At 62.0% G+C, this 25425-nt stretch carries 19 protein-coding genes; 10 read left to right on the forward strand and 9 right to left on the reverse strand.

The annotated features are described in order from the left end of the window. Positions 1-131 precede the first annotated feature (131 nt). Together OIL77_08080 and OIL77_08085 are read left to right on the forward strand one after the other, a co-directional pair. Positions 132-548, forward strand: coding sequence for a hypothetical protein (locus OIL77_08080; GenBank protein HJI45357.1), 417 nt, complete (start codon positions 132-134; stop codon positions 546-548). A gap of 8 nt (positions 549-556) precedes the next feature. Beyond that, complete coding sequence (locus OIL77_08085; protein ID HJI45358.1) at positions 557-2320, forward strand: AarF/UbiB family protein; 1764 nt, start codon at positions 557-559, stop codon at positions 2318-2320. Positions 2321-2751: 431 nt separating this feature from the next. On the opposite strand, the gene OIL77_08090 is transcribed toward OIL77_08085, so the two are convergent. Next, the gene (locus tag OIL77_08090) at positions 2752-3861 is read right to left on the reverse strand and encodes an IS110 family transposase (GenBank protein ID HJI45359.1); all 1110 of its coding nucleotides are present in this window, start codon (positions 3859-3861) and stop codon (positions 2752-2754) included. 473 nt (positions 3862-4334) lie between these two features. Between OIL77_08090 and OIL77_08095 the strand changes: the two genes are divergently transcribed. Both OIL77_08095 and OIL77_08100 read left to right on the forward strand, forming a co-directional pair. Continuing rightward, positions 4335-7793 carry a DUF4430 domain-containing protein gene (locus OIL77_08095; GenBank protein ID HJI45360.1) on the forward strand — a complete coding sequence of 1153 codons (3459 nt, stop codon included), beginning with the start codon at positions 4335-4337 and terminating at the stop codon, positions 7791-7793. Positions 7794-7802: 9 nt separating this feature from the next. Then, positions 7803-8696: a DUF4430 domain-containing protein gene (locus OIL77_08100; protein HJI45361.1), complete on the forward strand. Its 894-nt coding sequence runs from the start codon at positions 7803-7805 to the stop codon at positions 8694-8696. Positions 8697-8855: 159 nt separating this feature from the next. Here the strand turns inward: OIL77_08100 and OIL77_08105 are convergent, their stop codons facing one another. From OIL77_08105 to OIL77_08115, 3 genes are all read right to left on the reverse strand, one after another. Then, positions 8856-9263 (reverse strand): GtrA family protein, encoded by a 408-nt coding sequence (locus tag OIL77_08105; protein ID HJI45362.1) that lies wholly within the window; start codon positions 9261-9263, stop codon positions 8856-8858. Between the two features lie 218 nt (positions 9264-9481). Beyond that, positions 9482-9877, reverse strand: coding sequence for a GtrA family protein (locus OIL77_08110; protein ID HJI45363.1), 396 nt, complete (start codon positions 9875-9877; stop codon positions 9482-9484). 78 nt (positions 9878-9955) lie between these two features. Continuing rightward, positions 9956-11872, reverse strand: coding sequence for a fructose-1,6-bisphosphatase (locus tag OIL77_08115; GenBank protein HJI45364.1), 1917 nt, complete (start codon positions 11870-11872; stop codon positions 9956-9958). A gap of 320 nt (positions 11873-12192) precedes the next feature. On the opposite strand from OIL77_08115, the gene OIL77_08120 reads away from it, so the two are divergent. After that, positions 12193-13083 carry a DegV family protein gene (locus OIL77_08120; protein HJI45365.1) on the forward strand — a complete coding sequence of 297 codons (891 nt, stop codon included), beginning with the start codon at positions 12193-12195 and terminating at the stop codon, positions 13081-13083. A gap of 81 nt (positions 13084-13164) precedes the next feature. Here the strand turns inward: OIL77_08120 and OIL77_08125 are convergent, their stop codons facing one another. Beyond that, entirely contained in the window at positions 13165-14256 is a 1092-nt protein-coding gene (locus OIL77_08125; protein HJI45366.1) for a hypothetical protein, read from the reverse strand. A 191-nt stretch (positions 14257-14447) separates the two neighbouring features. Here OIL77_08125 and OIL77_08130 point away from each other — a divergent pair, with 191 nt between their 5' ends. Next, positions 14448-14618: a hypothetical protein gene (locus OIL77_08130; GenBank protein ID HJI45367.1), complete on the forward strand. Its 171-nt coding sequence runs from the start codon at positions 14448-14450 to the stop codon at positions 14616-14618. A 24-nt stretch (positions 14619-14642) separates the two neighbouring features. Here OIL77_08130 and OIL77_08135 read toward each other — a convergent pair whose 3' ends face one another. Further along, positions 14643-15746 (reverse strand): RsmB/NOP family class I SAM-dependent RNA methyltransferase, encoded by a 1104-nt coding sequence (locus OIL77_08135; GenBank protein ID HJI45368.1) that lies wholly within the window; start codon positions 15744-15746, stop codon positions 14643-14645. 36 nt (positions 15747-15782) lie between these two features. Further along, positions 15783-17933 carry a class I tRNA ligase family protein gene (locus OIL77_08140; GenBank protein HJI45369.1) on the reverse strand — a complete coding sequence of 717 codons (2151 nt, stop codon included), beginning with the start codon at positions 17931-17933 and terminating at the stop codon, positions 15783-15785. A gap of 132 nt (positions 17934-18065) precedes the next feature. On the opposite strand from OIL77_08140, the gene OIL77_08145 reads away from it, so the two are divergent. The 3 genes from OIL77_08145 to queA all read left to right on the forward strand — a co-directional run bounded on the left by OIL77_08145 (position 18066) and on the right by queA (position 20500). Beyond that, a complete protein-coding gene (locus OIL77_08145; GenBank protein ID HJI45370.1) occupies positions 18066-18632 on the forward strand; it encodes a DUF3267 domain-containing protein in 567 nt (188 codons plus the stop codon). A 10-nt stretch (positions 18633-18642) separates the two neighbouring features. Further along, positions 18643-19218: an epoxyqueuosine reductase QueH gene (locus OIL77_08150; GenBank protein HJI45371.1), complete on the forward strand. Its 576-nt coding sequence runs from the start codon at positions 18643-18645 to the stop codon at positions 19216-19218. Positions 19219-19288: 70 nt separating this feature from the next. Continuing rightward, positions 19289-20500: a tRNA preQ1(34) S-adenosylmethionine ribosyltransferase-isomerase QueA gene (gene queA, locus OIL77_08155; protein HJI45372.1), complete on the forward strand. Its 1212-nt coding sequence runs from the start codon at positions 19289-19291 to the stop codon at positions 20498-20500. Between the two features lie 271 nt (positions 20501-20771). Here the strand turns inward: queA and OIL77_08160 are convergent, their stop codons facing one another. Next, positions 20772-22535 carry a hypothetical protein gene (locus OIL77_08160; protein HJI45373.1) on the reverse strand — a complete coding sequence of 588 codons (1764 nt, stop codon included), beginning with the start codon at positions 22533-22535 and terminating at the stop codon, positions 20772-20774. 294 nt (positions 22536-22829) lie between these two features. Between OIL77_08160 and OIL77_08165 the strand changes: the two genes are divergently transcribed. Beyond that, positions 22830-23630 (forward strand): SDR family oxidoreductase, encoded by an 801-nt coding sequence (locus OIL77_08165; GenBank protein ID HJI45374.1) that lies wholly within the window; start codon positions 22830-22832, stop codon positions 23628-23630. Positions 23631-24055: 425 nt separating this feature from the next. Here the strand turns inward: OIL77_08165 and OIL77_08170 are convergent, their stop codons facing one another. Continuing rightward, positions 24056-25177 (reverse strand): IS110 family transposase, encoded by a 1122-nt coding sequence (locus OIL77_08170; protein ID HJI45375.1) that lies wholly within the window; start codon positions 25175-25177, stop codon positions 24056-24058. Positions 25178-25425: the final 248 nt, after the last annotated feature.

Consider the following 25425-nt stretch of genomic DNA (forward strand, 5'->3'; position numbering starts at 1 on the left):
ACGAGCGGGGCAAACGCCGTCAAAGGCTTTGCCCCGCTCGATTCCTATCTTGGCGGTAAAACGATTTTGTGTCGTTCGCCCAATCTTGGGTACAAGAAGGCCAATGCAGTTGTTCATGATTGGAGCCAACCATGGTTATGAAACTCGATCAGCTTGTTAACGGTGCCATCAACGTGGGCTTCGGTGCCGCCGCCGTTGCCGTCGAGGGCGGCAAGAAGGTTCTCGACGACCTCGGTACCAAGGGTGAGCAGGTCCGCAAGGATGCCGGCACCCCCGATATCGCCCGCAGTGTATCCGACATGTTCGAGCAGGCCGGCGGCACCATCTCCGACCTGACCGAGCGCCTGGGCATGCAGGGCGAGACCGCGGCACAGCGCGTGCTCGACGAGCTTATCCTGGCCCGCGTCCGCGTCATGACCGCCCCCGAGCGCACGGCCTTTTTGGCCCATGTGCGCGACATCGTCGATTCGGTCGAGGACAACGTGACTTCGGTGCCCGTCGAGTCCGTTGAGCCCGACGACGCAGAGGACGCCGAAGAGGCCGAGTAGCAGCGCAGATGGCAGATTCCACTACCGATTACAACAATCTAGATCCCTTGGGTGACGAGACGGCGGTTGTCGATGAGGTTGAGGCCGCCGTCTCGGGTGCTCGCAAGAAGCCGCGCGCTGTCGATATGGTCCCCGAAGAACCCGACGCGATGGCGCCGGACGAGGAATACCAGCTCACGCCGGCGGGCCGCCGCGAACGCATCGGGCAGATTGTTCGCCTGGTCAAAAAGTACCGCGTGTGGGATAACCTCACGCCGGTGCGCCTGCGTCGTCTGCTCGAAGAGCTCGGCCCCATGTTCGTCAAGATGGGGCAGATCCTGGCCAACCGCTCCGAGATCTTGCCGCAGCGGTTTTGCGACGAGCTGCGTCGCCTGCGCTCCGACGTAGAGCCGGTGCCGTATGAGGTAGTGCTCCGCTGTCTGGAAGAGGAGTACGGCCAGCGCTTGGGGCAGATGTTCGACGCAATCGATCCCAATCCGCTCGGAAGCGCGTCGCTCGCGCAAGTTCACCGTGCCCGCCTGGTGACCGGCGAGGACGTGGCCGTTAAGGTGCAGCGCCCCGGCGCGCAACAGGTCATGGCGCAGGACATCGATATCATTCGCTCGGTGGTGCGCATCGTTTCCAAGTTCGTTAACACCGATCAGTTTGTTGACCTGCACGGCGTGGTCGAGGAGCTGTGGACCTCGTTTCGCGAGGAGACCAACTTTTTGGCCGAGGCCAAAAACCTCAACGATTTCTATGAGTTCCACAAAAGCGTGCATGGCGTGTCGTGTCCCAAATCCTACCTGGACCTTTGCACCGAGCACGTGGTGGTCATGGACTACATCGACGGCATCTCCATCGCCGATCTCGAGCGTCTGGTGGCAGAGGGCTATGACCTGGAAAAGATCGGCGCCGCGATCGTCGAGGACTATTCGACGCAGGTGCTCGACGATGGCTTTTTCCATGCCGACCCGCATGCGGGAAACATCATCCTCAAAGATGGCATCGTTTACTTTATTGACCTGGGCATGGTCGGGCGTATGTCGAGCCACGACCGCGGTATCGTCAAGGATATGATCTTTGCCGTGGCCGAGGGCGACGTGCCCAAGCTCAAGGACTCGCTCATGCGCTTTGCCGTGACGCGCGGCGATTCTGCCGAGCTCGACCATTCGGCCTTTTTGTCCGACTTGGACTTTATCGTCGCCGACTTTGCGGGGCTCGATCTTAAGGACCTTGATATCGGCGAGTTTTTGACCTCGCTGCTCAATCTGGCGCGCAAAAACGACGTTGAGCTGCCGAGCGTGGTGACGATGTTCGCCCGCGGCATGGTGACGCTCGAGGGTTTGCTGACCGAGTATATGCCCAACGTCAACATGATCCAGATCATCCAGACGCACATCAAAAACGAAAAAAGCACCTATGCGCGCGTGCGTGATATGGGACGCGATCTTGCCGCGAGCAGCTATCGCGCGGCGAAGGGCTCACTCGAGGCGGCTGAGTACCTGGGGCTGGCTTCGCGCATGCTTACGCGCGGCCAGCTTAAGGTGAACACGCAGATCATGAGCAGCGATAAGGCACTGCGACAGCTGGGCGGAATTATCGACCGCATGTCGATGGCTATCGTTATCGCCGGCCTGTTTATCGGTTCGTCGGTGGTGTACTACGCACGCATCGAGCCGGTTGTGTTTGGTATCCCGGTCATTGGCTTTATGGGCTACGTGAGCGCGCTGGTGCTGGCGCTTATGCTGGGCCGCAATATCTGGCTCAACAGCCACGGCGGCAAACACTAGAGGCTGCGACCGTCACCGCATTTTCCTATCGCAAACAATAGCTTTTACCTTGGGCTTCGCCTGTGTGCGGGGCCCTTTTGCGTGATACCATTTAATATGAGAAAGCCATTGTCAATAGGCGTGTTTGTTCGAGCCCGGTTTTAAACCGGGCTTTTTCGTTTCCCGTCGGGAGGGCCCGCGCACGCTGCACGTTTAGTCGACGCTTGCCTGGCAAGCTAATATCCGCGGGCTCTTGCGGGCGCGCTGCCGGCGGTCAGCCCGGTATGTCCGCGCACCCCACCGCATTTCGATTCTCCGTCCGGCGCGCTCGTCCGAAACCAGTCTTGTTCACGGGCGCGGCCCTTGGGCTGCCCAAAAAGGGTTCGTGAACGCGCGCCGGCGATGCGTCGAGGCGCGGGCCCTCCCGGCGGGAGGCCTGTTGTCCGACGGGGTCAGCCGAGGGTCCCCTCCGCCCGGCGCCCGATCTCCCAGACCCAGCAGGCGAGCTCGCGCGCGACGGCGGCGTTTGCCTTGCACGAGCTCTTGCCCGCCGCCGCCAGCGCCTCGCGGCGGCGGCAGAGCCTGGCGGTGCAGTCGTCGGCGCGCGCCCGGATCGCCGCGGGGACGTCCGCGCCGGGCGCCGGGGCCTTCGGGCGGGGCGTGCACGTCAGGTAGTGCCACGCCGACTCCACCAGTGCCGTCCTGGCGAGCCGGTTGCCCGTCTTGGTTATCCCGCCGCGCCGCTCGGTCTCGCCGCTCGAGCGCTCCGACGGGACCAGCCCGCACCAGCTCGCGAAGGCCGGGGCCGTCCGGAACCTCGTGAAGGAACCCGCCTCGGCTGCGAGCCTGAAGGCCGTCAGGGTGTCGATTCCCTTGATGCAGGAGAGCGCCTCGACGGCCGGGCGCCACCGGTCGGTCCGGGCGAGGGCGAGCACCTTCTTCTCGAGCTGCCGGCGGTCCGACTCCGCGCACCTCGCGGCCGTGACGTAGTACTCGAGCACGTCGCGCTGGGGCCCCTCGAGCCTGATCCCGGATATCCACCTCCAGTGGGCGCGCGTCCAGGATCCCTTCCTCGTCCCGTCGGCGTTGCGCTCGTCCCAGACGTGGCCCAGCCTGATCAGGAACATGTTGAGGCGCTGCCTGGCGCGGCGGTACTCCACCGTGGCGTCGTCGAGGGCGCGGTCGAGGTCCCGGGCGGCCTCGACGGCCGTATCGGGCAGCGGGACCTCCACGATGTTGTGGGTGGCGAGCATGCGGGCGATGAACTCGGCGTCGCGCCGGTCGTTCTTGCGGCGCGCGTCCGCCGCCGGCCTCTGCATCTTGGAGACGGCGGCCACGGCGCAGTCGAGGCCGAGCGCGCGCAGCTCGCGCGCCATGTGGAAGCCGGTGGGGCCGCTCTCGTAGCAGGCCCTGGGCTCCTCGAACCCGAGGGCCCACTCCGCGATCTCGGCGGCGTCCGTCCCGAAGTCACGGTGCACCACCTCGCCGGTGAAGGGGTTGAACGCCGCGGCGGCGACCGATCGCGCGTGGACGTCCAGGCCGATGGAGGTAACATGGGGCATGGGAAGCCTCCTCCCCGCAGGTGCGGTAAGGGCTACCGCACGGGCCGATACTCAAAGCCCATTGTGGCATCCCGAGCCCGCGGAAAGAAGCTGCGCCGCGGGGGAGGCGACCCAAATGGCTTTCTCATATCGTCTTGACGGTAATAATCGATGGCCTAGATGGTGGTGCGGAGACGCACGAACGCGCGGTTTTCCTGCGCGTTTGGGAGAATCGGGGTGCAAGTCCCCGGCTGTACCAGTAACCGTAATTCCTCTTGGCTCGGGATGTTCGCGTCGCAGATCGGACGACGCGCCTGAGCCGTTAAGGTTAAGTCGGATCGCCTCCCATCTTGCATGCGGCTGCGGCGTATGCCGCCGGTGTGCATAGGGCTCTGGAGGGAAGGGGGACCCCGATGGGGGAACTCGAGCGTAACATGCGCGATGACGTGGGGCAGCCGCTGGGCAATGCTCCAAGTACAGACAATGGGGGACAAATGGATATGTTTGAGGACGAGCGCGAGCGCGCCTCGCTGCATCGCCGTGGCGCGATTGCTCGCGGCGTAGCCAAGCGCGGCCTGGTGGCATTCCTGGCCTTCGCGATGGCCTTTGGCACCACGCCGGCTCAGCTGTGGGCCGAGGGCGCCGAGGGCATTGCCGAGGCTGTGGCTCAGACGGCACCGCCTGCCGAGAACGGCTCTGGTGAGTCCGCGGCAAGCCCTGCTGCCGACCTCAATGCGAGCGGCGAGGTGGCGAATGGGGGCACTGCCGAGCAAGATGCCGCCGCGACAGCTTCGGGCCCTACCGACAAGACTGAGGACGATAGCGCTGCCGGCAATGAGGCGTCGGCTGCATCGACGTCCGATACCTCGAAGCAGGACGCCGCCGTTGTCTCTGCCGCTGGAGAGGCCAAGGCTCAGCCTGCCAAGGCCGAGAGCCAGGATGTCTCCGCCACGTGCTCCGTCGTCGGCACCGACGCCAAGGGCGCCCAGCAGACCTGGGCCGCCGCCCAGCGGATCACGCTGAAGGAGGGCTCGACCGCGGCCGACCTCTCCGAGCAGCTCTTCAAGCAGGCCGGCCTCAAGGCCGACTACGACCCCAACGGCACCTGGGGCTGGGCGCTCAACACGATCACGTCGCCCTTCGATAAGGACCGCAAGCTCGGCTACGACTCGGCGACCGGCGCGTACTGGCAGCTGTTCGTCAACGGCAGCGCCTCCGAGGCCGGCGCGGGCGGCTACACGCTCAAGGACGGCGACTCCGTCGTCTGGTGCTACTCGAAGTACGGCGACCCCGCGCCCGTCGCTCAGGTCTCCGCCACGTGCTCCGTCGTCGGCACCGACGCCAAGGGCGCCCAGCAGACCTGGGCCGCCGCCCAGCGGATCACGCTGAAGGAGGGCTCGACCGCGGCCGACCTCTCCGAGCAGCTCTTCAAGCAGGCCGGCCTCAAGGCTGACTACGACCCCAACGGCACCTGGGGCTGGGCGCTCAACACGATCACGTCGCCCTTCGATAAGGACCGCAAGCTCGGCTACGACTCGGCGACCGGCGCGTACTGGCAGCTGTTCGTCAACGGCAGCGCCTCCGAGGCCGGCGCGGGCGGCTACACGCTCAAGGACGGCGACTCCGTCGTCTGGTGCTACTCGAAGTACGGCGACCCCGCGCCCGAGCAGGTTTCCGTCACGATGGAGATTATTGGCAAAAAGGCCGAGATAGCTCAGCGTTGGACGAGCCCTTCGACCCAGGTGTTTGCTAAGGGCACGTCGATTAAGGATGCCTCTGCTGCTTACTTCGATGCCCTTGGCATAAAGTCAAAAATGTACGACCAATTTGGCTATTGGGGTGTCTATAGTCTCGTATCTCCGCTTGATGGCATCGAGCTGTCGGGTGCATGGTCGTTCTTTGTCAACGGCGTTCCTGGGTCTCAGCTCGATAGCGATTATGTGTTCAAGTCTGGCGACAAAATCGTTTGGGCTTTTGCTCCCGGCGATACTGTGCCCGGCGTCGACAGTGTTGTTGTTGACCCGGGTGCCTCACGTCCTAACTGGGATAGCGATTGGCCTGGTTATACGAACGCCGACAAAGTAACCGACGCTCCTGTGCCCACGAAAGACGCTGAGGCAAAATGGGTGAGCGAGCTCAAAGGCTCGAACGAATGGAGCAAGGGTATTTCCGACCCGTTGCTGGTCGGTGACTACCTCTACGTGGCCGTTGGTTCCAAGCTGCTCAAGAAAGATGTCGACACGGGTGAGACCGTTGCCGAATCGCCTTTGGCGGCAAAGATCGATTCGACCTCGCGTATGGTATACACTGGCGGCGTGATGCTCGTGCCGCTTTCGAGCGGTCGCCTGCAGGCGCTGACGGTTGATGCTCTGGCGACGGTTTGGGTAACCGATGAGTTGCCTGCTGGCCCCGATGGTGCTCAGCAGTCTCTTGCGTCCATTACGGTTCGTGACGGCTTTGCCTACTTTGGGACGGCATCGGCCAGCTGGTCCGACTCGAGCGACGGCTACCTGCTCTGCGTGCGCATCTCCGATGGCAAGGTTATGTGGCAGCATAAGAACGAGAACAGCAAGGGCTATTACTGGGCCGGCTTGGCGTTCTCGGGCAATTATGGCGTCATCGCAGATGATTCCGGTACGGTGAGCACGGTCGACCCCGAAACTGGAAAGACCGTTGCGTCGCTCAAGATTGCCGAGCGCGTGCGCACGACGGTGCTGGTCGATGGATCGATTGCCTATGTCGTGAGCGCCGATGGCGTTTTGCATAAGCTTTCGGTTGGAACGGACGGAACCCTTTCTGAGCTTGGCAAGGTGACGTTTGGTGACAGCTCGACCTCGACGCCGGTGCTGGCCAACGGCAAGATTGTGGTCGGAGGCTCATCGACCGAATCCTTTATGGGCGGTTATCAGAACAAGTACACGTATCACTACGGTCAGCTTGCAGTGATTGATGCCGAGACGCTTTCCGTGGACTATTCCATTTGCAAGGCGGACGGTAGCTATATTCGTCAGGGGGCTTCGGGCGGCGGTGATGTAAAGTCGCAGCCGGTCGTTTCTGTCCAGAATGGCGAGACGTACGTCTACTTTACGTCCAACAACAACCCGGGCGGCATCTATCGCTACCGTATTGGCGATGACGAGGCCGAGCTGCTTTATACGCCCGTGGCGGGCGACCAGCAGTACTGCATGGCTTCTATTTCGGTCGGATCCGATGGTTCACTCTACTATGTCAATGACTCGGGCAAGCTGTTTGCTGTCAAGGGTAATGGCCAAAGGGTCAAACGCTATACCGTGACGTTCGACGCCAACGGTAAGGATGCGGCGATGCCCGATTCTCAACGCGTGAAGGAAGGCAAGGCGGCGACGGAGCCCTCGACTCAGCCACAGTGCAAGGGCTACACTTTCGGTGGTTGGTATACCGATGAGACTTGCACGCAGGCGTATGACTTCAGTACGCCAGTGACGGCCGATATGACACTGTATGCCAAGTGGACCAAGAATGCCGTTAACCCTGGCGGCAATGGTGGTTCTGGCACTAATGGTGGCAACGGTGGCACTGGCAACGGTTCCGGCGCTGGCGCTGGCGCTGGCACGGGTTCCGGCTCCGGCTCTAAGGGCCAGCAGGCCGGCGGCGCTATCGCCCCGGGTCAGAAGCCGGTGACCAAGACGACGGTGTCGACCAAGACCGAGACCAAAGACAACAAGTCCGACAAGAAGGACACCGATAAGTCCGATAAGAAGGACGAGAAGAAGTCTGACAAGAAGGACAGCAAGTCCGACAAGAAGTCCGATTCCAAGTCCGATACGGGTGCTGCTTCCACGACTACTGCTAAGAAGTCCTCTAGTGCTTCCGAGCAGGAGACTGGCACCAACCCACTCGCCATCGTTGGCGTTGCCGCCGGCGTCATCGGTCTCGCCATCGTCGGTGTGTTCGTGTTCACCAAACGTCGGTAGGTGAGGGCTGTGTCCAATAAATCCAAGGACGCTGACCCCAAGCAACCAGATTCCTCGTTTATCCAGCTTGACGATGCAAAGCAAAAGGACGCCGCTTCGGCGGCGTCCGCCCCTCGACGGAAGGCGCTCCTTGGCGTTCTGACTGCCGCGTGCACCATTCTGATTGTCGTCTCGCTGGGCTTCGTTCATCCTTCCGAGAGCGGCGCCTGGTCCATCGACTGGATCATTCAGACCGTGACGGGGGAGAGCGTCGTCACCAAGGACACCAAGGTGTCTGGCTCGACTACGACTTCGGGCGAGGCCAGTTCCAAGGATTCCAAGTCATCGAATGACGCAAAAGATGAGTCCAAGCATTCTGATGAGTCCAAGTCCAAGGACGATTCCGAGTCTTCAAACAAGGAATCGGACAAGAACTCGGATAATAAGAAGTCCGAGGACCAGGACGGCAAGAAGTCTGGCGATAAATCCGCTGCCCAAAATACGGGAGCCGGTGATACTTCCAATGCGTCTGGCGGTGGCCAGTCGTCTGATGGAGCCTCATCCTCTAATGGTGGAAACGCCTCCTCGGGCGGCCAGAGCGGCTCGCAGGAGTCCAGCTACATAACAGTGACGGTTTCGGTCACATCGAGCGCTGTGGGCAATCCTGTGTCTTCTGGTGGCACCTTTACCTTTAACGAAGGCGCTACCGTCTACGATGCCCTGTGCGCGCTGGGTCTTTCCGTCAACGCACATGGCTCGTCGTACGGCACGTATGTCTCCGCGATTGGTGGTTTGGCCGAGAAACAGTACGGCGGCACGAGCGGCTGGATGTACTCCGTCAACGGCTCAACGCCCATGACGGCCTGCAGCAACTACGTTCTCTCCAACGGCGACAACGTGGTCTGGTATTACGTTACAGGCTAGAGGCCTCGACATAGCGCGCCAGACGGGCGGTTCGGACAAACATCCGGGCCGCCCGTTTTTCAAGTGAATGGGACTGGGTCGCCGGGTCTTTCGGCAAACAAAAAACCGGTTGGAATGGGAATTCCAACCGGTTATACATTCAAGCAAATAGCGAATCGACTACGACCGTGCGCCCTCGAGAAAGAAGCGACGGCTGAAGTAGTTGTACCAGGTGACGAGGAACGTGGCGATGGCCTTCATGGCCTGGTAGCCGATGCTCAAAAACGTGACGCCCACAAACATGTATAGGTCGTTGAGGCCCAGACCGATCACCGACAGGATGGTGAAGATCGTGAACTCGCGCTTGCGGCTCATTCCCTCGCGATGGTCGAACACGAACTTCATGCTAAGCCAGTAGTTGACCACGACGGACGTGGTAAACGAGACCGTGGTGCTCATCAAAAAGTCGAGGTGAAACAGCTCGACAAGCGCAATGAGCATACCCCAGTCGATGCCAAAGGAGATAAGACCCACGACAGCGAACTTGAGGAACTGCTTGGTATGAGGTTGTGCCAGTGCCTTGCGCACGTAATCACATCCAATGCGTTGATGAATCGAGCAGAGGATACTTTAGAGCTTTTGCAAGGGAAACGTAAGGTCTTTGCCAAGAACTATACGAACTCGCCAAATTTTCAAGAGCTAATCCGCAAACGTTGAAAATTTGCCCGTAAACGAGCAAAGCCCACGAACAACACAGCGCTCGACGTGCGTCATCCGTGGGCATCGTAAAGCTGCAAGGTTGCGAGTTACTTGGTCTCGTCACCTTCCAGGAAGATCTTTCGGGTCACAAAGTTGTAGACCATGACAAGCGCGGTGGCGCAGATCTTGGCGATATTGGCCTCGAGTCCCAGGCCGGCGTTGAGTGTCAACACGATACCGTCGTTGAGTGCCAGGCCGATCACGGACAGCACGACAAAGATAATGAACTCGCGGCGGCGGCTCATGCCCTCCTTGTGCGCAAACACGTACTTCATGCTGGCGAGGTAGTTAAAGATGAGTGAGATGATAAAGCCGCTGGTGTTGGCGATTAGGATGTTGAGGCCCAGACCGTAGTGGAGCAGATTCATAATGCCAAAGTCGATGACCGTGGCAATGACGCCGACGACGCCAAACTTCATGATCTGCGCAAGGAGCTTTTGCATGGTACCTGCCTTAGGGTGGCGCCGGGACGCCGTGGGGATGACAAACTCAGCAAGTTTAGCCAATCCCCGCGGGTGGGGCTAGGCGCGCTCCTCGATAGCACCGTTTCTATATGCATCGAGCAGCTGGCGCAGGTCTTGGATCTGGCTGCGGATCTTGGCTCCGGAATCGGTGTCGCTCACCATGCGGCGACGGTCTGCTTGGTCAAAACGGTTGGTCTCGCTTTCGATGTCCACGTTGCGTGTGAGTGCCTCGGCAACCGTCGTAAAGGCCCGGTGCGACTTGAGACGGCAGCCGCGCGAGCTCGAGATGAGCGTATAGCCGGCGATACCCGTCTTGGGATGGTAGGCGCGGCAGAAGCCGCCATCGATGACCAGCAGCTTCCCCTCGGCTCGGATAGGCTGCTCGCCCTTGGTGGTTTTAACGGGTGTGTGGCCGTTGATGATGTGACCGGTCGGTGAACATGCCATGGGCGCGACGCCAAACTCGCGCATGATGTCGTCGCAGACCGAGGGCGACTTGGTAAGTGTAAAGTACGGGTCCATCGGCTCGACCCAGGTGCTCTTATCGGCGATATAGGCGCGCTCAAAGGTACGCACCAGGCGTCCGCTGGCGGGTGAGTTAAAGCCAATCCACAGGTACCACATCCAGTCGAGAGCGTCGCGGTCGCCCATGCGCCAGGCGCGGCGGGCGATGTGGTCGCAAAAATCAAGATAATCGCGGCCAGCGTGCCAGGTGCCCAGGCAGTTCATGCTGCTAAAGGTGCCGTCTTCGTTGAGCGGCACGCAGCCGTGGAACAGCAGGTTGCCGTTGGCGACCTTGTACATCGAGCCGTGGGAATAGAGGAAATCGATATGGCGATGCAGGTGATCGGCGGTGACAAACTCGGACACGAGCTTGTCGATGATGTGCTGCTCCTGAGACGTGAGCGTATAGGGGTCCGTCGGGTCGACGGTGGGGAAGTCGTTGGTCGTGAGCGGCCACACGCTGCCGTCGGCGAGCGTGACCGTGCCGGTGTCGTGGTCGATCTTGTCGAGTAGCAGGCGGTCGGTCATATCGAACTCGGGGTGGCGCTGGATAATCTGACCCTCGAGCTTAAAGAGCAGAACGTTGATGGCCTTGATCAGCGGGGTGATGGACTCACCGGCGGTGTAGGTGGCATCAGCAAAGGCGACAAGTTCACGCAGCGAGATGCCGTAGTCGTTCTCGAGGATCTCGTAGTTGTCGTAGCGTAGGTTGTTGCGCAGCACCGTGGCGATGCAGGCAGGTTCACCGGCCGCAGCGCCCATCCACAGCAGGTCGTGGTTGCCCCACTGGATGTCGAGTGAATGGTAGGTGAGCAGGCGGTCCATAATCTTGGCCGCGCCGCCGCCGCGGTCGAAGATGTCGCCCACCAGGTGCAGGTGGTCGACGGCCAGGCGCTTGATAAGCGAGGCGAGCGACTCGATAAAATCGTCGGCGCTTGCGGTCTCCAGGATGGACTCCACGATGCGCTCGTGATAGCGCACGCGATAGTTGTTCTCGTCCGGGTGCGTGTGCAACAACTCGTCGATGATATAGGCGTAATCGCGCGGGATGGCCTTACGCACCTTGGAGCGCGTGTAGCGGCTTGAAAGCGAACGCGCGACCATGATGAGCTGGTCAAGCATCGTCTTGTACCAGGTGGGCGAGTCCTCGCGCCGGCTGCGGACCAGGTCGATCTTCTCGCGCGGATAGTAGATGAGCGTGCACAGCTCGCCCTTCTCGTCAAAGGAGAGCGTGTCGCCAAAGATCTCGTCGACATGCTCGCGCACGACGCCCGAGCAGTTGTTGAGGATGTGCATAAAGGCTTCGTACTCGCCGTGCACGTCGCTCATAAAATGCTCGGTGCCCTTTGGCAGATTGAGGATGGCCGAGAGATTGATAATCTCGGTAAACGCGGATTGTTCGGTGGGAAATTGTCTCGACAGCAGGCGCAGATACTTAAAGTCTTGCGGGTTGCGATCGAATGCGACCATGAAACACCTTCCGATGGGGCTGGTAAAACTGATAAACAGCGTCAAACGTTTATCAGTATGCGCCGCTTTTGTTTCGATTTTGCGCCAGCGGCTGAATTGTCGGCTGAACGGTTTGGTAAATCGATTTAGTGAAGGTAGATATGGCGGTTGGGTGGAGACGATAGAGGGTGTTTTCTCAGATATTTATGCGTGGGGTCGGTGGAAACGATGGTGGTAAAGATGTTCGCTATTTTTGGTTCGATTTGGTAAATAGTGGACATATGTACCGTATGTAGGCTCACTGTGCGATAATTTGCGCAGCAATGAGTAAGGAGCCTCATATGAGTGATTTTGTCCTGACCTGTGAATCCGCCGCCGATCGAACTCGGGAGTTCTTTGAATCGCGCAATATCCCTGTCGTGTGTTTTCATTACGAGATCGACGATGTTGTCTATACGGACGATCTGTATCAGTCGATTACGCCGGACGAGTTTTTTGCCCAGATTGCCGCAGGCGCCATGTCCAAGACGTCTCAGGTGAGCGTGGGTGAGTACGAGGAGTTTTGGGAGCCGCTTGTTGCCGAGGGTAAAGACGTGCTGCACCTGACGTTGTCGTCGGGTATTTCGGGTACGTATGGCTCGGCTTGCGTTGCGGCGCAGATGCTCGCGGATCGCTATCCCCAGGGCGGCAAGGTGCGCGTCATCGATTCGCTGGCGGCGTCTTCGGGCTTTGGCCTGCTGGCGGAATGTGCCGCCGACGTGCGCGATAGCGGGGCTTCACTCGACGAGACGGCTGCCTGGATCGAGGAGCACAAGCTCAACCTGCACCACTGGTTCTTCTCGACCGATCTGTCGAGCTACCTGCGCGGCGGTCGCATTTCGGCTGCGAGCGCGATCATCGGCACGGCGCTTAAGATTTGCCCGCTTATGACAGTCGATTGCGAAGGTGGGCTGTCGCCACGTGAGAAGATTCGCACTAAGAAGCGCGCGATTTCCGAGATGGCTAAGACCATGATGGCACACGTGCAGGACGGTGCGGATTATTCGGGTAAGTGCGTCATGTCGCACTCGGCGTGCCGCGAGGATGCCGAGGCAGTTGCGGCGCTGATCGAGGAACAGATTCCGCAGCTTAAAGGCAAGATTGAGATCAATAACATCGGTACTCTGATTGGCTCGCATACCGGACCTGGTACGGTGGCGCTCTTCTTTATGGGCGACAAGCGCGTGAATTAGTTTGCCCCATCACATCGCTGCATGATTGCTCAAACGAAAACGGCCCGCCTCACGTTTGTGGGGCGGGCCTTGCTGTTGGGGTTAGCGTTTCTTTCCGCGGAAGAAGAAGCCGTGCAGTGACGGCTTGAGGCCGCGGTTGGCGCGATGCTCCTCGACGCGCTCGTGGATCGAAGCGACGCGCTCGATGACTTCGTCGGGAATCGGCACGTCGGGATTCATGTTCTCGACTTGGCTGACCTCGGCGGCGGAGACCTGGTCGATAATGGGCACATCGTCGTGCGAGATGACAGGTGTGGCGTCTTCCTTCATCTTGCGATAACGCTGCATCATGTCGGTCTGCAGCTGCTGGGCCGAAGGCGGCGTCCAGATGATGGCGTTGGCGCCGGCGGCGATGGTTTCACGGATGCTCTCGGGCGTCTTGCCGCCCGGCGCGATGAGCGGCAGGTTGGGATAGTGCTTGCGCAGCTCGCGTAGGACCTGGGGCGTGTTCTTGCCGGCGGCGATGTTGAGAATCTTGGCTCCAGCGCGCACCTTGGCGTGGGCATCGTCGTCGCAGCGAACGACCGTAGCGATGACGGGGATGTCGGCGATGTTGGTGATGTGCTCGACCATCTCGGCGGTGGCGGGGGAGTTGACCACACAGCCCGCCGCGCCCTGCATCTCGGAGACGGCTGCCATCTGAACGGAGCGCTTGCCGGTGGTGGTGCCACCGCCCACGCCTACGAAGACCGGGCACTCGGCGACGGTCAGCAGCGCCTGCGTAATGGCGGGCTGCGGCGTGAAGGGGTAAACGGCAAAGACGGCATCGGCGTTGGAGTTGCGGATGACCGCGACGTCGGTGGTGTAGATGAGCGATTTGATACGACGGCCGAAGAGCGTGAAGCCGCTGGCCTCCTCAATCTCGTCAGGCATGCGAAGGGCCGCCTTGCGCAGGCGCCCGTCGATGGGCAGCGGCTCCATGGGAAGCAGTCCGTTGGGGGTCACGGCTACCTGGGGTTCGGTGAACTCGTCTGCGAGCTCGACCTCGGAGAAATCGACCGAGGCGACGATGTCCTCGTGAACCTCGGCGGGCACATCGATGGGGGCTTGGTCGTTTGCCGCGGCAGGCGTGTCGAAGGAGCTGGTGCCGACGAAGGCGTCGACGCGCTCATTTAGATCGTTGAGGGTATCCATGGAAGCTCGATTCTATGTGATGACGGCCGGCGCGATGCAGCCGGAATTGCGAATGCTAAATCGTTTGACGAGTTGATTTTTCCCCGCCGCGCCATCCGTTAGACCGAAGGGCCGGCGAACGTGAAGGAGCTGTGGTGGCGGGTATTGAGGTGCTATCTTGAATGTCCCGTTTAAAAGAGAGGTGACGCGGTATGGAATTGACAGCAATGTTTAGCTCGATTGGCCTGTGCGTGGGCGCAATCGTTGCCGCCGCGGTCATCTACTTTGTGGTCACGGCCATTAAGGGCAAAAGGGCCGAACGCAAGGAGCGCGCGACGCTTAAACAGCATCGCGACCAGCAGAGCAAACGCGCACGGAGATAGCTTGTTGAGTTTTGGATCCGTGCGCTAGCTGCGTTTTCGGATCAGGGCAATGTAGAAGCCCTCAAAGTCGCGGCTAGGCGGAATGGTGAGCGTGCCGGGCAGGCCGTTGGCGATGGCCGATACCTGACCCGCGGCAATGGCCTCGGTCAGGGCGTTGGACTCGATGCGCGGCTCCTCGCCAGCTTCCTGGGCGCGGCGTGCCTCACTTTCGCTTGGCGTGCCGTCGAGGGGGATGAGCTCGCAGTCCATATGCTTGTCGAGGGCCTTTTGCAGGGCGTCCTCGTTTTCCTGCGGCAAGATCGAACAAGTCGAATAGACGAGCGTGCCGCCCGGTTTGAGGGCTCCCATGGCGCGGTCCAGAAGCGCACGCTGCGAGCGGGCACACTTGCTCAGCAACTGCTCGGTCAGGCCGCGCAGGCTTTTCTCGTTGCCGCTGATAACGGTGCCCGTGCCGGTGCAGGGAGCGTCGAGCAGGATGCGGTCAAAGCGGAAGAACTCGTCGAGCTCGCGTGCGTCGGTGCGCATGACGGGCACGTTTTTTGCGCCTTGGCGGTGGAGGTTGGCTTCGAGCTTCTCGGCGCGGGGAATGCTCATCTCGCAGGCGGTAAGGTGCGCCTGCCCCTGCGTGAGGGCGGCGATCTGCGTCGTCTTGCCGCCAGGGGCTGCGCACATGTCCAGGATGTCCTCGCCTGCCTGGGCGCCCAGGACCAACGGCGGCATCATAGACGACAGACTTTGCAAGTAGATCTTGCCGTCGCGGTAGATGTCGAGGTCCCATAGGTCGGAAACCTGTGCTTCGGGCAGGATGAAGGCGTCTGGGTACCAGGTGACGGGGTTGTGAGCGATGCCGGCGGCATCGAGCGCCGCAGCGATGTCCTCGGCGGTTGCCTTGAGCGTGTTTGCGCGCAGCGTGACCGGGCGTGTGGCCGCGGCGCCGAAGCCCTCGATCATGAGCTCGGCATCGGCGGGCGCATAGGCGCCGGCGACCGTGTCGACCATAAAGCGCGGCAGGTCGGCGGCGGAGTGTTGGGCGGCAAGCTGGTCGGAAAGCTCGGTAGCAGCAAACTGCCTGAGCTTGAGCTCGGCCTTGACCTGCTTTTTCTGCTTACGACGACGCGGCTTGGACATCCGTCTTTCCTTCCCATTCCATTACATGTCGAGTGTTTAGTACTGGCTCTCGTGCTTGCTAAAGAAGTCGAAGCGCGGGGGCAGCGGCTTCACGCGGTGCTCGCCGGGCTTCTCGCCCAGGCTCTCCACAAACTCGTCCGTGGAGGCAAAGATGTTATCCCAGCTAAAGAACGCGACCGGGTCGACGTCAAAGTACTCGCAGATGAGCTCGCAGCCGGCCGGCACAATACCGTGCATGAGCACGGTCGCCACGCGCAGCTCGGTAAAGGCGTCGACCAGGGCCTGCGTCATCGCGGCGTTGGCTGGCTCGCCCTCGAGCTTGTTGGCGGCCTTGGAGGCGTCGCTCCAGCGCTTGTTGGCGGCGCGCAGGTAGTCGTCGCACACAGCGAGTGCGCGGTGCGTCTCGAACTTGTACATGGCCTGCTCAAAGGCGAGGGCAGCCTGCTCGGCGGCCTCGACCACGGCGGCAGAAGCCGCGCCGGCGGGGATACAGCCGTTGCGATAGGGGCTCTCGTCGCCCTCCTTGACGGCGACGCCGTAGAAGCAGCTGCGGGCCAGACGGTTGAACACGCCGGTCAAAAGGGCGCTCTCCTTAAGGGCCGGATCGATGACGCGCTTGTCGTCGCAGGCGCGCACCTCGTTGCCGTCCTTGTCCTTGCCAGTCACACGCGTGTCGTATGCCTTGGGGCTAAAGCTCACTGGCTTCTCGGACAGGCCGAGCGACAGCCAGTGCGCGCGCATCTGCTCGCAGGTGTAGTGGTTGAGCAGGTCGTCTGCCGGCGGGGGAGGCGTCTGCGAGGACGAGCTGGCCTTTTTGCCCATGTAGAGCAGGTGGTAGCAGGCGCTGACGGTGCTCTGCGTGAGGTCCCAGCCCAGGGCCTCCCACATGGCGGTCTGCGCGATGCAGTAGAAGTAGATGTTGTCCTGACCGATAAACTGGTAGATCTGTGCGTCGTCCGAGCACCACCAGTCGCGCCAGTCGAGCGAGCTGTGCTGGTAGGTGGGCGCGGGCACCTGCGTGGAGTCGGCAGCGGGCTCGCCCATGAGGGCGGCGTCCTGGGCGGCGACGCCCTCGGTCACGCCGGCGGCCTTGGCATCGCGCGCGAGCACGGTACGCGTATAGCTGATGGGCGCCCACAGGCTCTCGGGCCAGCACCAGCAGGTGACGTCCGAGACGCCATCGACCTCGGGCACCGGAACGCCCCAGTCGATGTTGCCGGTGATGCGGAAGGGCACGAGTGCCTTGCCGCTGCGGAAGCGCACGCCACCGTTGGCGAGCACCGCGTGGGCGTCGTCGCGCTCCTTCCAGCTGGGGAAGGTGACGGTAAAGCTGCTTTTGTTGCCCTCGGGCTCCAGCACGGTGTGCTCGGGGAGCTGGTCCTCGACGGCATCGAAGGCCTCGCGGAACTTGTTCTGGATGTAGAGCTGAGCCGGCAGCAGCCACTCCTCCATGGTCTTGGAGACTACGGAGCGAACCTGCGGGTTCTGGGCGAGCTTGGCGGTATAGGTCTTCATAAAGTCGAGGTAGGCCGGCAGGTCGAAGTAGAGGTTGTCGACCGGGCGCAGCTCGGGCACCTCGCCGGTGAGCTGGCTTTTGGGCGCGATGAGCTCCTCGGGCTCAAACTGGTGGCCCAGGTCGCACTCGTCGGCATAGGCCTTCTCGGACTTGCAGCCCTGGATGGGGCAGCGGCCGATCACCTGACGGCCGTTGAGGAACGTGCCGGCCTTGGCATCGTAGAACTGCAGCGTGGAGCGCTTGGAGATGGTGCCCCGCTCGTGCAGGCGCTTGATAATCTCGGCGGTCACCTCGTTGTGAATCTGCGCAGCCGGCTCAAGGCCCGAGCCGCCGTAGATGTCGCAGCTGATGTTGTAGTTGTTGAGGGTCGCGGCCTGGCGGGAGTGATTGGACTCGACATACTCGCCGATGGACTTGTCGTAGCCTTCGTTCTCCTTGAGCTTGCGGTAGCTCTCCATGATGGGCGAGCCGTAGCAGTCGGTGCCCGAGGTGAAGATGACGTTCTCGCGGCCCAGGCGGTCGCGCAGGAAGCGGGCGAAGAAGTCGGCCGGGACAAAGACGCCGCCAACGTGGCCAAAGTGAAGGCCCTTGTTGCCATAGGGCTCGCCGGCGGTAACGATGGCGCGGCGAGGCCAGCTGGGACGGTCGTTCATGGAGTATTTGGATGCCATGGGACTCCTTCGCATATGGTGGGAGCGCAGCCGGGCGTGGGGCTCGGCGACGCGGTGGTCAATTCGTGCATATCGTTCGACATTATCGCACATGCGGACGGGTACGTGGCAGGGGCGCTATCCTAAGATGCTATGAATGAGATTTCCAACATACATGCGTTTGAGGACGAGGATTTTCTGCACGCTTGCTTCGTGTGGGGGATGGCCGTGCTTGTGGTGTTTGCCGTGTGCCTGGTGCCGGTGTTTATGCTGCTGGGCGGGCCTGCAGACTTGGATGCGGCTGACGCGGGCGGCTGGATGGCTGTTGTGGGCTGGATAGTCGGCTTGACTGCGGTTTCGGCGGCTTCATTTGCCGTGCACGAGCTGGTGCACGGTGTGTTTTTTAAGCTGCTGGCGCCTGCGGGCGCGAAGGTGACCTTTGGGGCGAATCGCGAGAAGGCGATGATCTATGCCTGCGCCGAAGGCGTTGTGTATTCGCACCGGCGCTACATGGCGGTTTGCCTGGCGCCGACGGTTGTTGTGACGACAACGCTTGCCCTGGGGTTTGCGTTTTCGGGCTATCCGCTGCTGTGCTATCTGGCTGCCGGCTTGCATTTGTCGGGCTGTGTAGGCGACTGGTATTACGTGCGGACCATTTTGCGCGACCGCCGCATTGTCGCCTGCGAGGATACGTCCTTTGGCGTGCGCTTTTTTGGGTGAGGAGATGTCGATGAAGCCGTTGTTGCTGCATGCGTGCTGTGCACCATGCTCGCTTGAGCCGGTTCGCCTGCTGCGCGAGGAGGGGTTTGAGCCCACGATTTGCTGGACCAACCCCAATATTCAACCGCGCGATGAATGGCAGCGCCGCTTGGACGAGCTGCGCCGGTGGTGTGCCGATGGCGACATCGAGCTCATCGAGGCAGGGGAGGACCGTGAGCGCTGGGAGACCGGCGTGGCACCGCTGGGCGCCGATCGGCCTCGTCGCTGTCGCGCGTGCTATGCCCTGCGCTTGGCCGAGGCATGCCGCGTGGCCCAGGAGCGCGGGTTTGAGTTTGTGGGCACGACGCTCGCCGTCTCGCCGTACCAGCTGTTCGATACCTGCAATGACGTGCTTGAGCGCTTGGCGGCGGCACATGGGCTCACCCCGGTGATTCGCGATTTTCGCCCGTATTACCCCGAGGCGACACGCCGTTCGCGCGAGCTTGGCATGTATCGGCAGAACTACTGTGGTTGCCGCTTCTCGGCTGTCGAGGCGGCCATGGACCGCGCCCGCATCCGCGACGAGCGCAAAGCGTCCAAAAAGTAGTTCTTTTGGGCTGGCAGCCTGCTAGGATGTAGGGCGGACTTTAGCTATATAAGGAGTATCCGACGTGTCTATGCGTACCGATGATTTTGACTATAACCTGCCCGAAGAGCTCATCGCTCAGGCGCCTGCCGAGCCGCGTGACTCCTGCCGCCTGCTGGTGGTTGATCGCAAAGGTTCCGAGGCGGGGACGCCGCTGGAGCACGGCGGTACCGTTGAGCACCGCATCTTCCGCGACGTCATCGACTATATCGAGCCGGGCGACGTGCTCGTCATCAACCAGACGCGCGTGATGCCGGCCCGCCTAATTGGCCGCAAGGCAGGCTCGGGCGGCGTGGTCGAGACGCTGCTGCTCAAGCGCCGCGAGGATGTTGACCCGCTGGGTCACGTTTGGGAGTGCCTGGTCAAGCCGGGCAAGCGCCTGAAGCCCGGTGCTCAGATTGAGTATCGTGCGGGCGGCGCTCATGCGCCCGAGGGGGCTCCCGTGGTGCTGACGGCCGAGGTCATCGACTTTGTCGCCGATAGCCGCGGTGGCCGTCTGGTGCGTTTTGAGCCGGCCGGTTGCAATGCCGCGGGCGATCCGCGCACGCTCGACGAGGCCATCCACGCTGCCGGCCACGTGCCGCTACCGCCCTACATTACCGATTATGAGGGCGATCCCGAGAAGTACCAGACCGTCTACGCCATGAAGGAGGAGCACTCGGCTGCCGCTCCTACGGCTGGTCTGCACTTTACTCCCGAGCTCATGGCCGCTATCGAGGCCAAGGGTGCCAAGTTTGCCGCCGTCGAGCTCGAGGTGGGCATCGATACCTTCCGCTTGGTGGAGGAGGACGACCCTACGCAGCACGTCATGCACACCGAGCGCTACCACGTGTCGCAGGAGGTTGTCGACGCCGTGCATAAGGCCAAGGCCGAGGGCCATCGTGTGATCGCCGTCGGCACTACCGCGGTGCGCTCGCTCGAGAGCGCGTTTGACGCGGACGCGCCGGTGTCCGATCCGGCCGTGACGGCGCGCTATTTTGAAGGCCGCGAGGACGGGGCCGATACGCTTGGCCGCGGCGACATCGTGGTGCGCGAGAACGCCACGACGCAGCTTTACCTCATGCCCGGCTCGACCTATCACGTGGTCGATGCGCTGATCACGAACTTCCACGTGCCGCGCTCCACGCTCATGATGCTCGTGAGCGCGCTTGCCACCCGCGACCAGATCATGGATGCCTACGCCGCCGCCATCGAGGAGCGCTACCGCTTCTTCAGCTTTGGTGACGCGATGCTCATTTGTTAGTTACGCGGTTCTACGAACCGCGTAACTACTCGACGCTGCGCGGGCCGCATTTGGACAATCTGACGTTCAACTTCAAGGGCGCGACCAGAAGGTCAGCGCCCTTTCGTTTCACGTCACCTTGTCTCAAATGCGGCCCGCTCGCTGACTCTGCCATAACATCGGCATTTCTTTGGTTGTCAAGAGATTGGTGCAAAGGGGTCAGGTTACTTTGCACCAGGTTGGTGCATGTTAACCTGACCCCTTTGTAGTCATTGGGGACGTTCTTAAACGACTACTTGCTTGCGAACAGCCAGATTGCGATGATCACCAGGATTGCGGCGACGATGCAGACGATGGCGCCGGTGAATTTGATGCGTGAGTCGCGGGTACGCTCGCGCACCGCGTCCTCGGTGGCCTCGAGCTGGGCGACTTCTCGCTCGGTCTCGGCGTGTTCGGCTTTGTCTCGGGCCAAGGATCCTGCAAGCGACTCAGTGATCTCTGGGTGGTCGTGTACTTCGGTCGCCTGTTCGATGATCGACTGCGCATGTGCGGCATCTGCTTGGGCGTTGGCGATGGTCTGCTCCTGGTCGCGGCGTGCCTTGTCCTCGGCAGCGATCTTCTCGCGCAGTTCGCGCTGACGAGTCGCGGCGGCAGTCTTAGCCGTCTGCAGCTCGTCGCGCGCGGCATCGGCTTCGGTCGTCACGGCTTGGTGCGCGCGTTTTGCGTCGGCGATAGGGGCTTGAGCCTGCTCGACGGCCTGCTCGGCTGCGGCAAGTGAATGCTCAAGGTCGGCGGTGATGCGCGGGACATCTTCTTCGGCTTTACGCAGGGCATCTGCCGTGTCGGAAATTTGCATCGAGAGCTCGCTGGTGCGCACCGTATAGTTGGCGGGATTTGCCGAGGGATTGCGTTGCAGCTCGGCATACTCATGACGCAGCGTCTCGAGCTGGGCGCGCGTGGCGTCGACGGTTTGTTGTGCGGCGGCAATGCCGGCGTCTCGCTCTGCCTTCACCTTGTCGCGGATGCGCTTGGAATCCTCAAGACGTCGAACGAGGCGGTTGCCGGTCTCGCGCGAGCTCGCCTCGCGGGCCTCCACGGCATCGAGCGCGGCCTTCAGACGGAGCTCAGTCGCGTCATCCTCTGTCTTCATTTGTTCGAGCTGACCCTTGAGCTCTGTCGCTTTGGAGGCGTGGGCATCACGGTCAATCTCGGCGGCCGCTGCAGTCTTTTGGGCCGTGGCAATCGCCTGGCGCTGGTCGGCGACAATCTGGTCGTAGCGGCCTGCGATATCCTGGCGCGTCTCGAGTTCCTCGGTCTGGTCAGCAATGCGCTGCTCAAGTTCGGCCAGGTGGGCACGGGCATCGGCAAGTGCCTTTTTCGCGGCGTTCATCTCGCGCATGGCTGAGGCGCCCTGGGCGATAAAGGTGCCCACGGCGTTCGCGGTGTTCGAGACGGCGGTCCCCAGATCGCGGCTCGCGGCGGGGGAGTGCGGGGCGGTCGGGCGAGCGGTGTCGGCAGCGTCCGCATCGGCAGCCTGCGGCACGGCGATATTGCCGGTACCGCCCTCGATCACAGAAAAGCCTGCTGCGTGCGGGTCGACCGCATCGGTGCCAATCGTGGGGTGCTCGAGCTGCAGAAACGAGGGCATGGTGCTGCCCTGGTCGGCAACCGGAGTCTCGCCGGGTACAAAGCTCGAGGCCGCCTCGGCGGCCTCCTCTTCCTCGGCGTCAACGTCAGCGTCGGCCACGGCGTCTTTCATCGCTTTGACGGCATCCATCATGGAGTCCATGACGGCGTCGAGCTCTTCTTCCGAAGACACCTCGATAGGGCCCGCAGCTTGCGGAGCGGCATCCTGTACGGGGTCGTCGTCCTGAGCGGGCGCATCGTCGTTTTGCTCGCCTGCATCTTCGGCGCCAGGGGTTCCCGCCGTAGCGCTTTCGTCCAAGATGGGGTCGTCGAGGCCAATATCATCGCAGGTCACAGCGTCAGCATCTGCGGTGACGTCTGCGGAATCATCAATATGCTGTTGAGTCTGGGGGTCCAGCTCGTCTGTCATAGGCATGTGCTCCTCATCGTTGTTCGTCACCCTATGATAAAGTCTCGCGTCGACATCCCGCGCGCTGCAGCAAAGTTTCAAAACGTGTTCGATGGCTCGCGTCGATAGCAAAAACTCGGCCACTTTATCCAGTTTGTACTTGACAATCCCTTCGCCGAAAGACGTTATGCCGTTCGCCTGCCGAGGCCTTTTCTTTTCACTTGAACCCGTTAAAGTTGCATTCCAGCTTTTGTCGCGTTTATTTGGATGCGCGCAGTCGGCGGGTGCGCCCGTCGCGATTTGAAAGGACTTTATATGGGACTTTTCACTGGTAAGACCGTGATCGTCACCGGCGGCGGCAAGGCCACGCTCAAGGACGGCTCCGCTGGCTCCATCGGCTACGGTATCGATATCGCTTTTGCCAAGGAGGGCGCAAACCTCGTCATTACCGGCCGCAACGTTGCCAAGCTCGAGGCTGCCAAGGAATCCCTCGAGGCCGAGTACGGCGTCAAGGTTCTGCCTGTTCAGGCCGATGTCTCGGCTGGTCAGGACAACGAGGCCGTCGTGCAGAACGTTATCGACAAGGCGATTGAGGAGTTCGGTCGCATCGACGCCGTCGTCAACAATGCTCAGGCCAGCGCTTCGGGCGTGACGATCGCCGATCACACCATGGACCAGTTCAACCTCGCCATTTACTCCGGTCTGTATGCCACCTACCTGTACATGCAGAAGGCCTACCCGCACCTGAAGGAGACCAAGGGCTCCGTGGTCAACTTTGCTTCGGGCGCCGGCCTGTTTGGCAACTATGGCCAGTGCAGCTACGCCGCTGCCAAGGAGGGCATCCGCGGTCTGACCCGCGTCGCTGCCAACGAGTGGGGCAAGGACGGCATCAACGTCAATATCGTTTGCCCGCTTGCTTGGACCGCTGCGCTCGAGAACTTCCAGGATGCCTATCCCGAGGCGTTCAAGGCCAACGTCCACATGCCGCCGGCTGGCCACTACGGCGACGTCGAGAAGGAAATCGGCCGCGTTGTCGTTCAGCTCTGCGGTCCCGACTTTAAGTATATGAACGGCGAGACCGTCACCCTCGAGGGTGGCATGGGCCAGCGTCCCTAAGAGTTACGGCGTTTTACCAAACGCCGTAACGGGCCGACGCTGCAAACCCGCCAGAGCGGCAATCTGCCTTTCAACTTCGGCGGCATGATCAAAAGATCAATGCCGCCTTGTTTCAAGGCACCTTGCTCGCTCTGGCGGGTTTTCGCTCATATGACCCAATCCGCTGTCAAGAGCCACAATGGCCCCGCCGACCGCTTGCAATCGGTCGGCGGGGCCTGCCGTTAACCCGTCCCGGTCCGCCCCCGGCATGTCATCGACGCCTTCGGCTCAGTCTCATATCCGCGGATACCGTTCTGTCGGCCCGCACTCCATTCCTTCGGCGGGGTTCCCCAAGTCTGTCGAGGCGCATGCGGAGGGCTCCGCGCGCACAGCGAAATAGGGGGTATCCCCGAAGGCCGCCCGGCTCGCCGGGACGGGGGCTATGTCTATTCCGCGCCCTCCCGGCACATCATCCCGAGGGCCCAGAGCCACCTCACGAGCTCGGCCGCGGTGGCCGCGTTGGCCTTCGCCGCGGGCATGCCGCGGGCGAGCATCTCCTCGCGCCGCCGCAGGAGCCGCTCGGACCCCTTCCTCCCGTGCACCCTTATCTCGAGGGGCACGCCCGTGTCCCTCGGCATGAGCTTCGGCTGGTGCCGTGCCGCGGCGTAGCACCATGAACCCTCAACGGCCAGCTTCCTCACGAGCGCGTTGCCCGCACCGCTGATGCCTCCGAGCCGGACGGAGTCGCCGCTCGACCTCTGGCTCGGCGCGAGGCCGAAATAGGCCGTGACCTGCCTTCCGGAGCGGAACCTCGCGAAGTCGCCGACCTCGGCCGAGAAGGCCGCGGCCAGCGCGAAGGCGCAGCCCTTGATCGACTGGAGGGCGGCCACCTCCGCGGCGATCGGGCTGGCATCCACGGCCGCCCTGTACTCGGAGAGCAGGTCCGCCCGGGCCTCCGCCGCGGCCTCGACCTCGTTCCTCAGGGCGGCGAGCGTCCGAGCCCCGCCATCGTCCTCCGGCCTGACCTTGTCGAGCCACCTCAGGAAGTCGTAGGTCCAGTACTTCCTCGGGTTGCCGGCGGGCGTGGTGCCGCCGTAGACGAACCCCCGCCTTGCGAGGAAGGCGAGCAGCCGCTGCTTGGCGGTCGCCAGGCGCGCGGTCGCCCCGTCGTAGGCGCCGGCGAGGTCCCTGATGCCTTCGACCTCGGGGGAGGGGACCCATACGGGGGAGATGTCGTGGGCGAGTATCGCCTTGGCCATCCTGGCGGCGTCGTTCCTGTCGTTCTTGGAGGCCGAGTCGGCGGCCGACCTGGGGATCTTCGAGACCGCGGCGACGACGCACTCGACGCCGAGCCCGGCGAGCTCCCTTTGCGGGGCGAAGCCGAGGTAGCCGCTCTCGTAGGCCGCGAGCGACGGCCCGGGGAACCCATCCATCCACCCGGCGATCTCGCCCCAGGGGTTGCCGGGGAACCTCCTCGTCACGGCCTCGCCGGTGTCCGCGTCGAGGGCGCAGACGGTGGTCGACCTCAGGTGGACGTCCATCCCGAACGCGGTAGAATACTTTGGCATGGGAGCCTCCCAACCTCGTTGCGGCGCGGCTGCGCCTATGGCACTTCAACATCATTGTCGCAGCCCCGACCCGCGGTCACGAGCGGGGGCTCCTATCTTTTCAGTGCCCTTGGATTGGGTCATAGTGTCTGTCGGTGCCATAGCATCGGCGTTGCTGTGGCTGTCGGAAATGATCCGTTGGGGACGGAGGAAAACGGATCATTTTTATCCTGGTGCATTGGTGCAAGTGGGCAGGTTTCCTTTGCGCC

The organism is Coriobacteriaceae bacterium, assembly GCA_025993015.1.
In the GTDB taxonomy this organism is placed as follows: Bacteria; Actinomycetota; Coriobacteriia; order Coriobacteriales; family Coriobacteriaceae; genus Collinsella.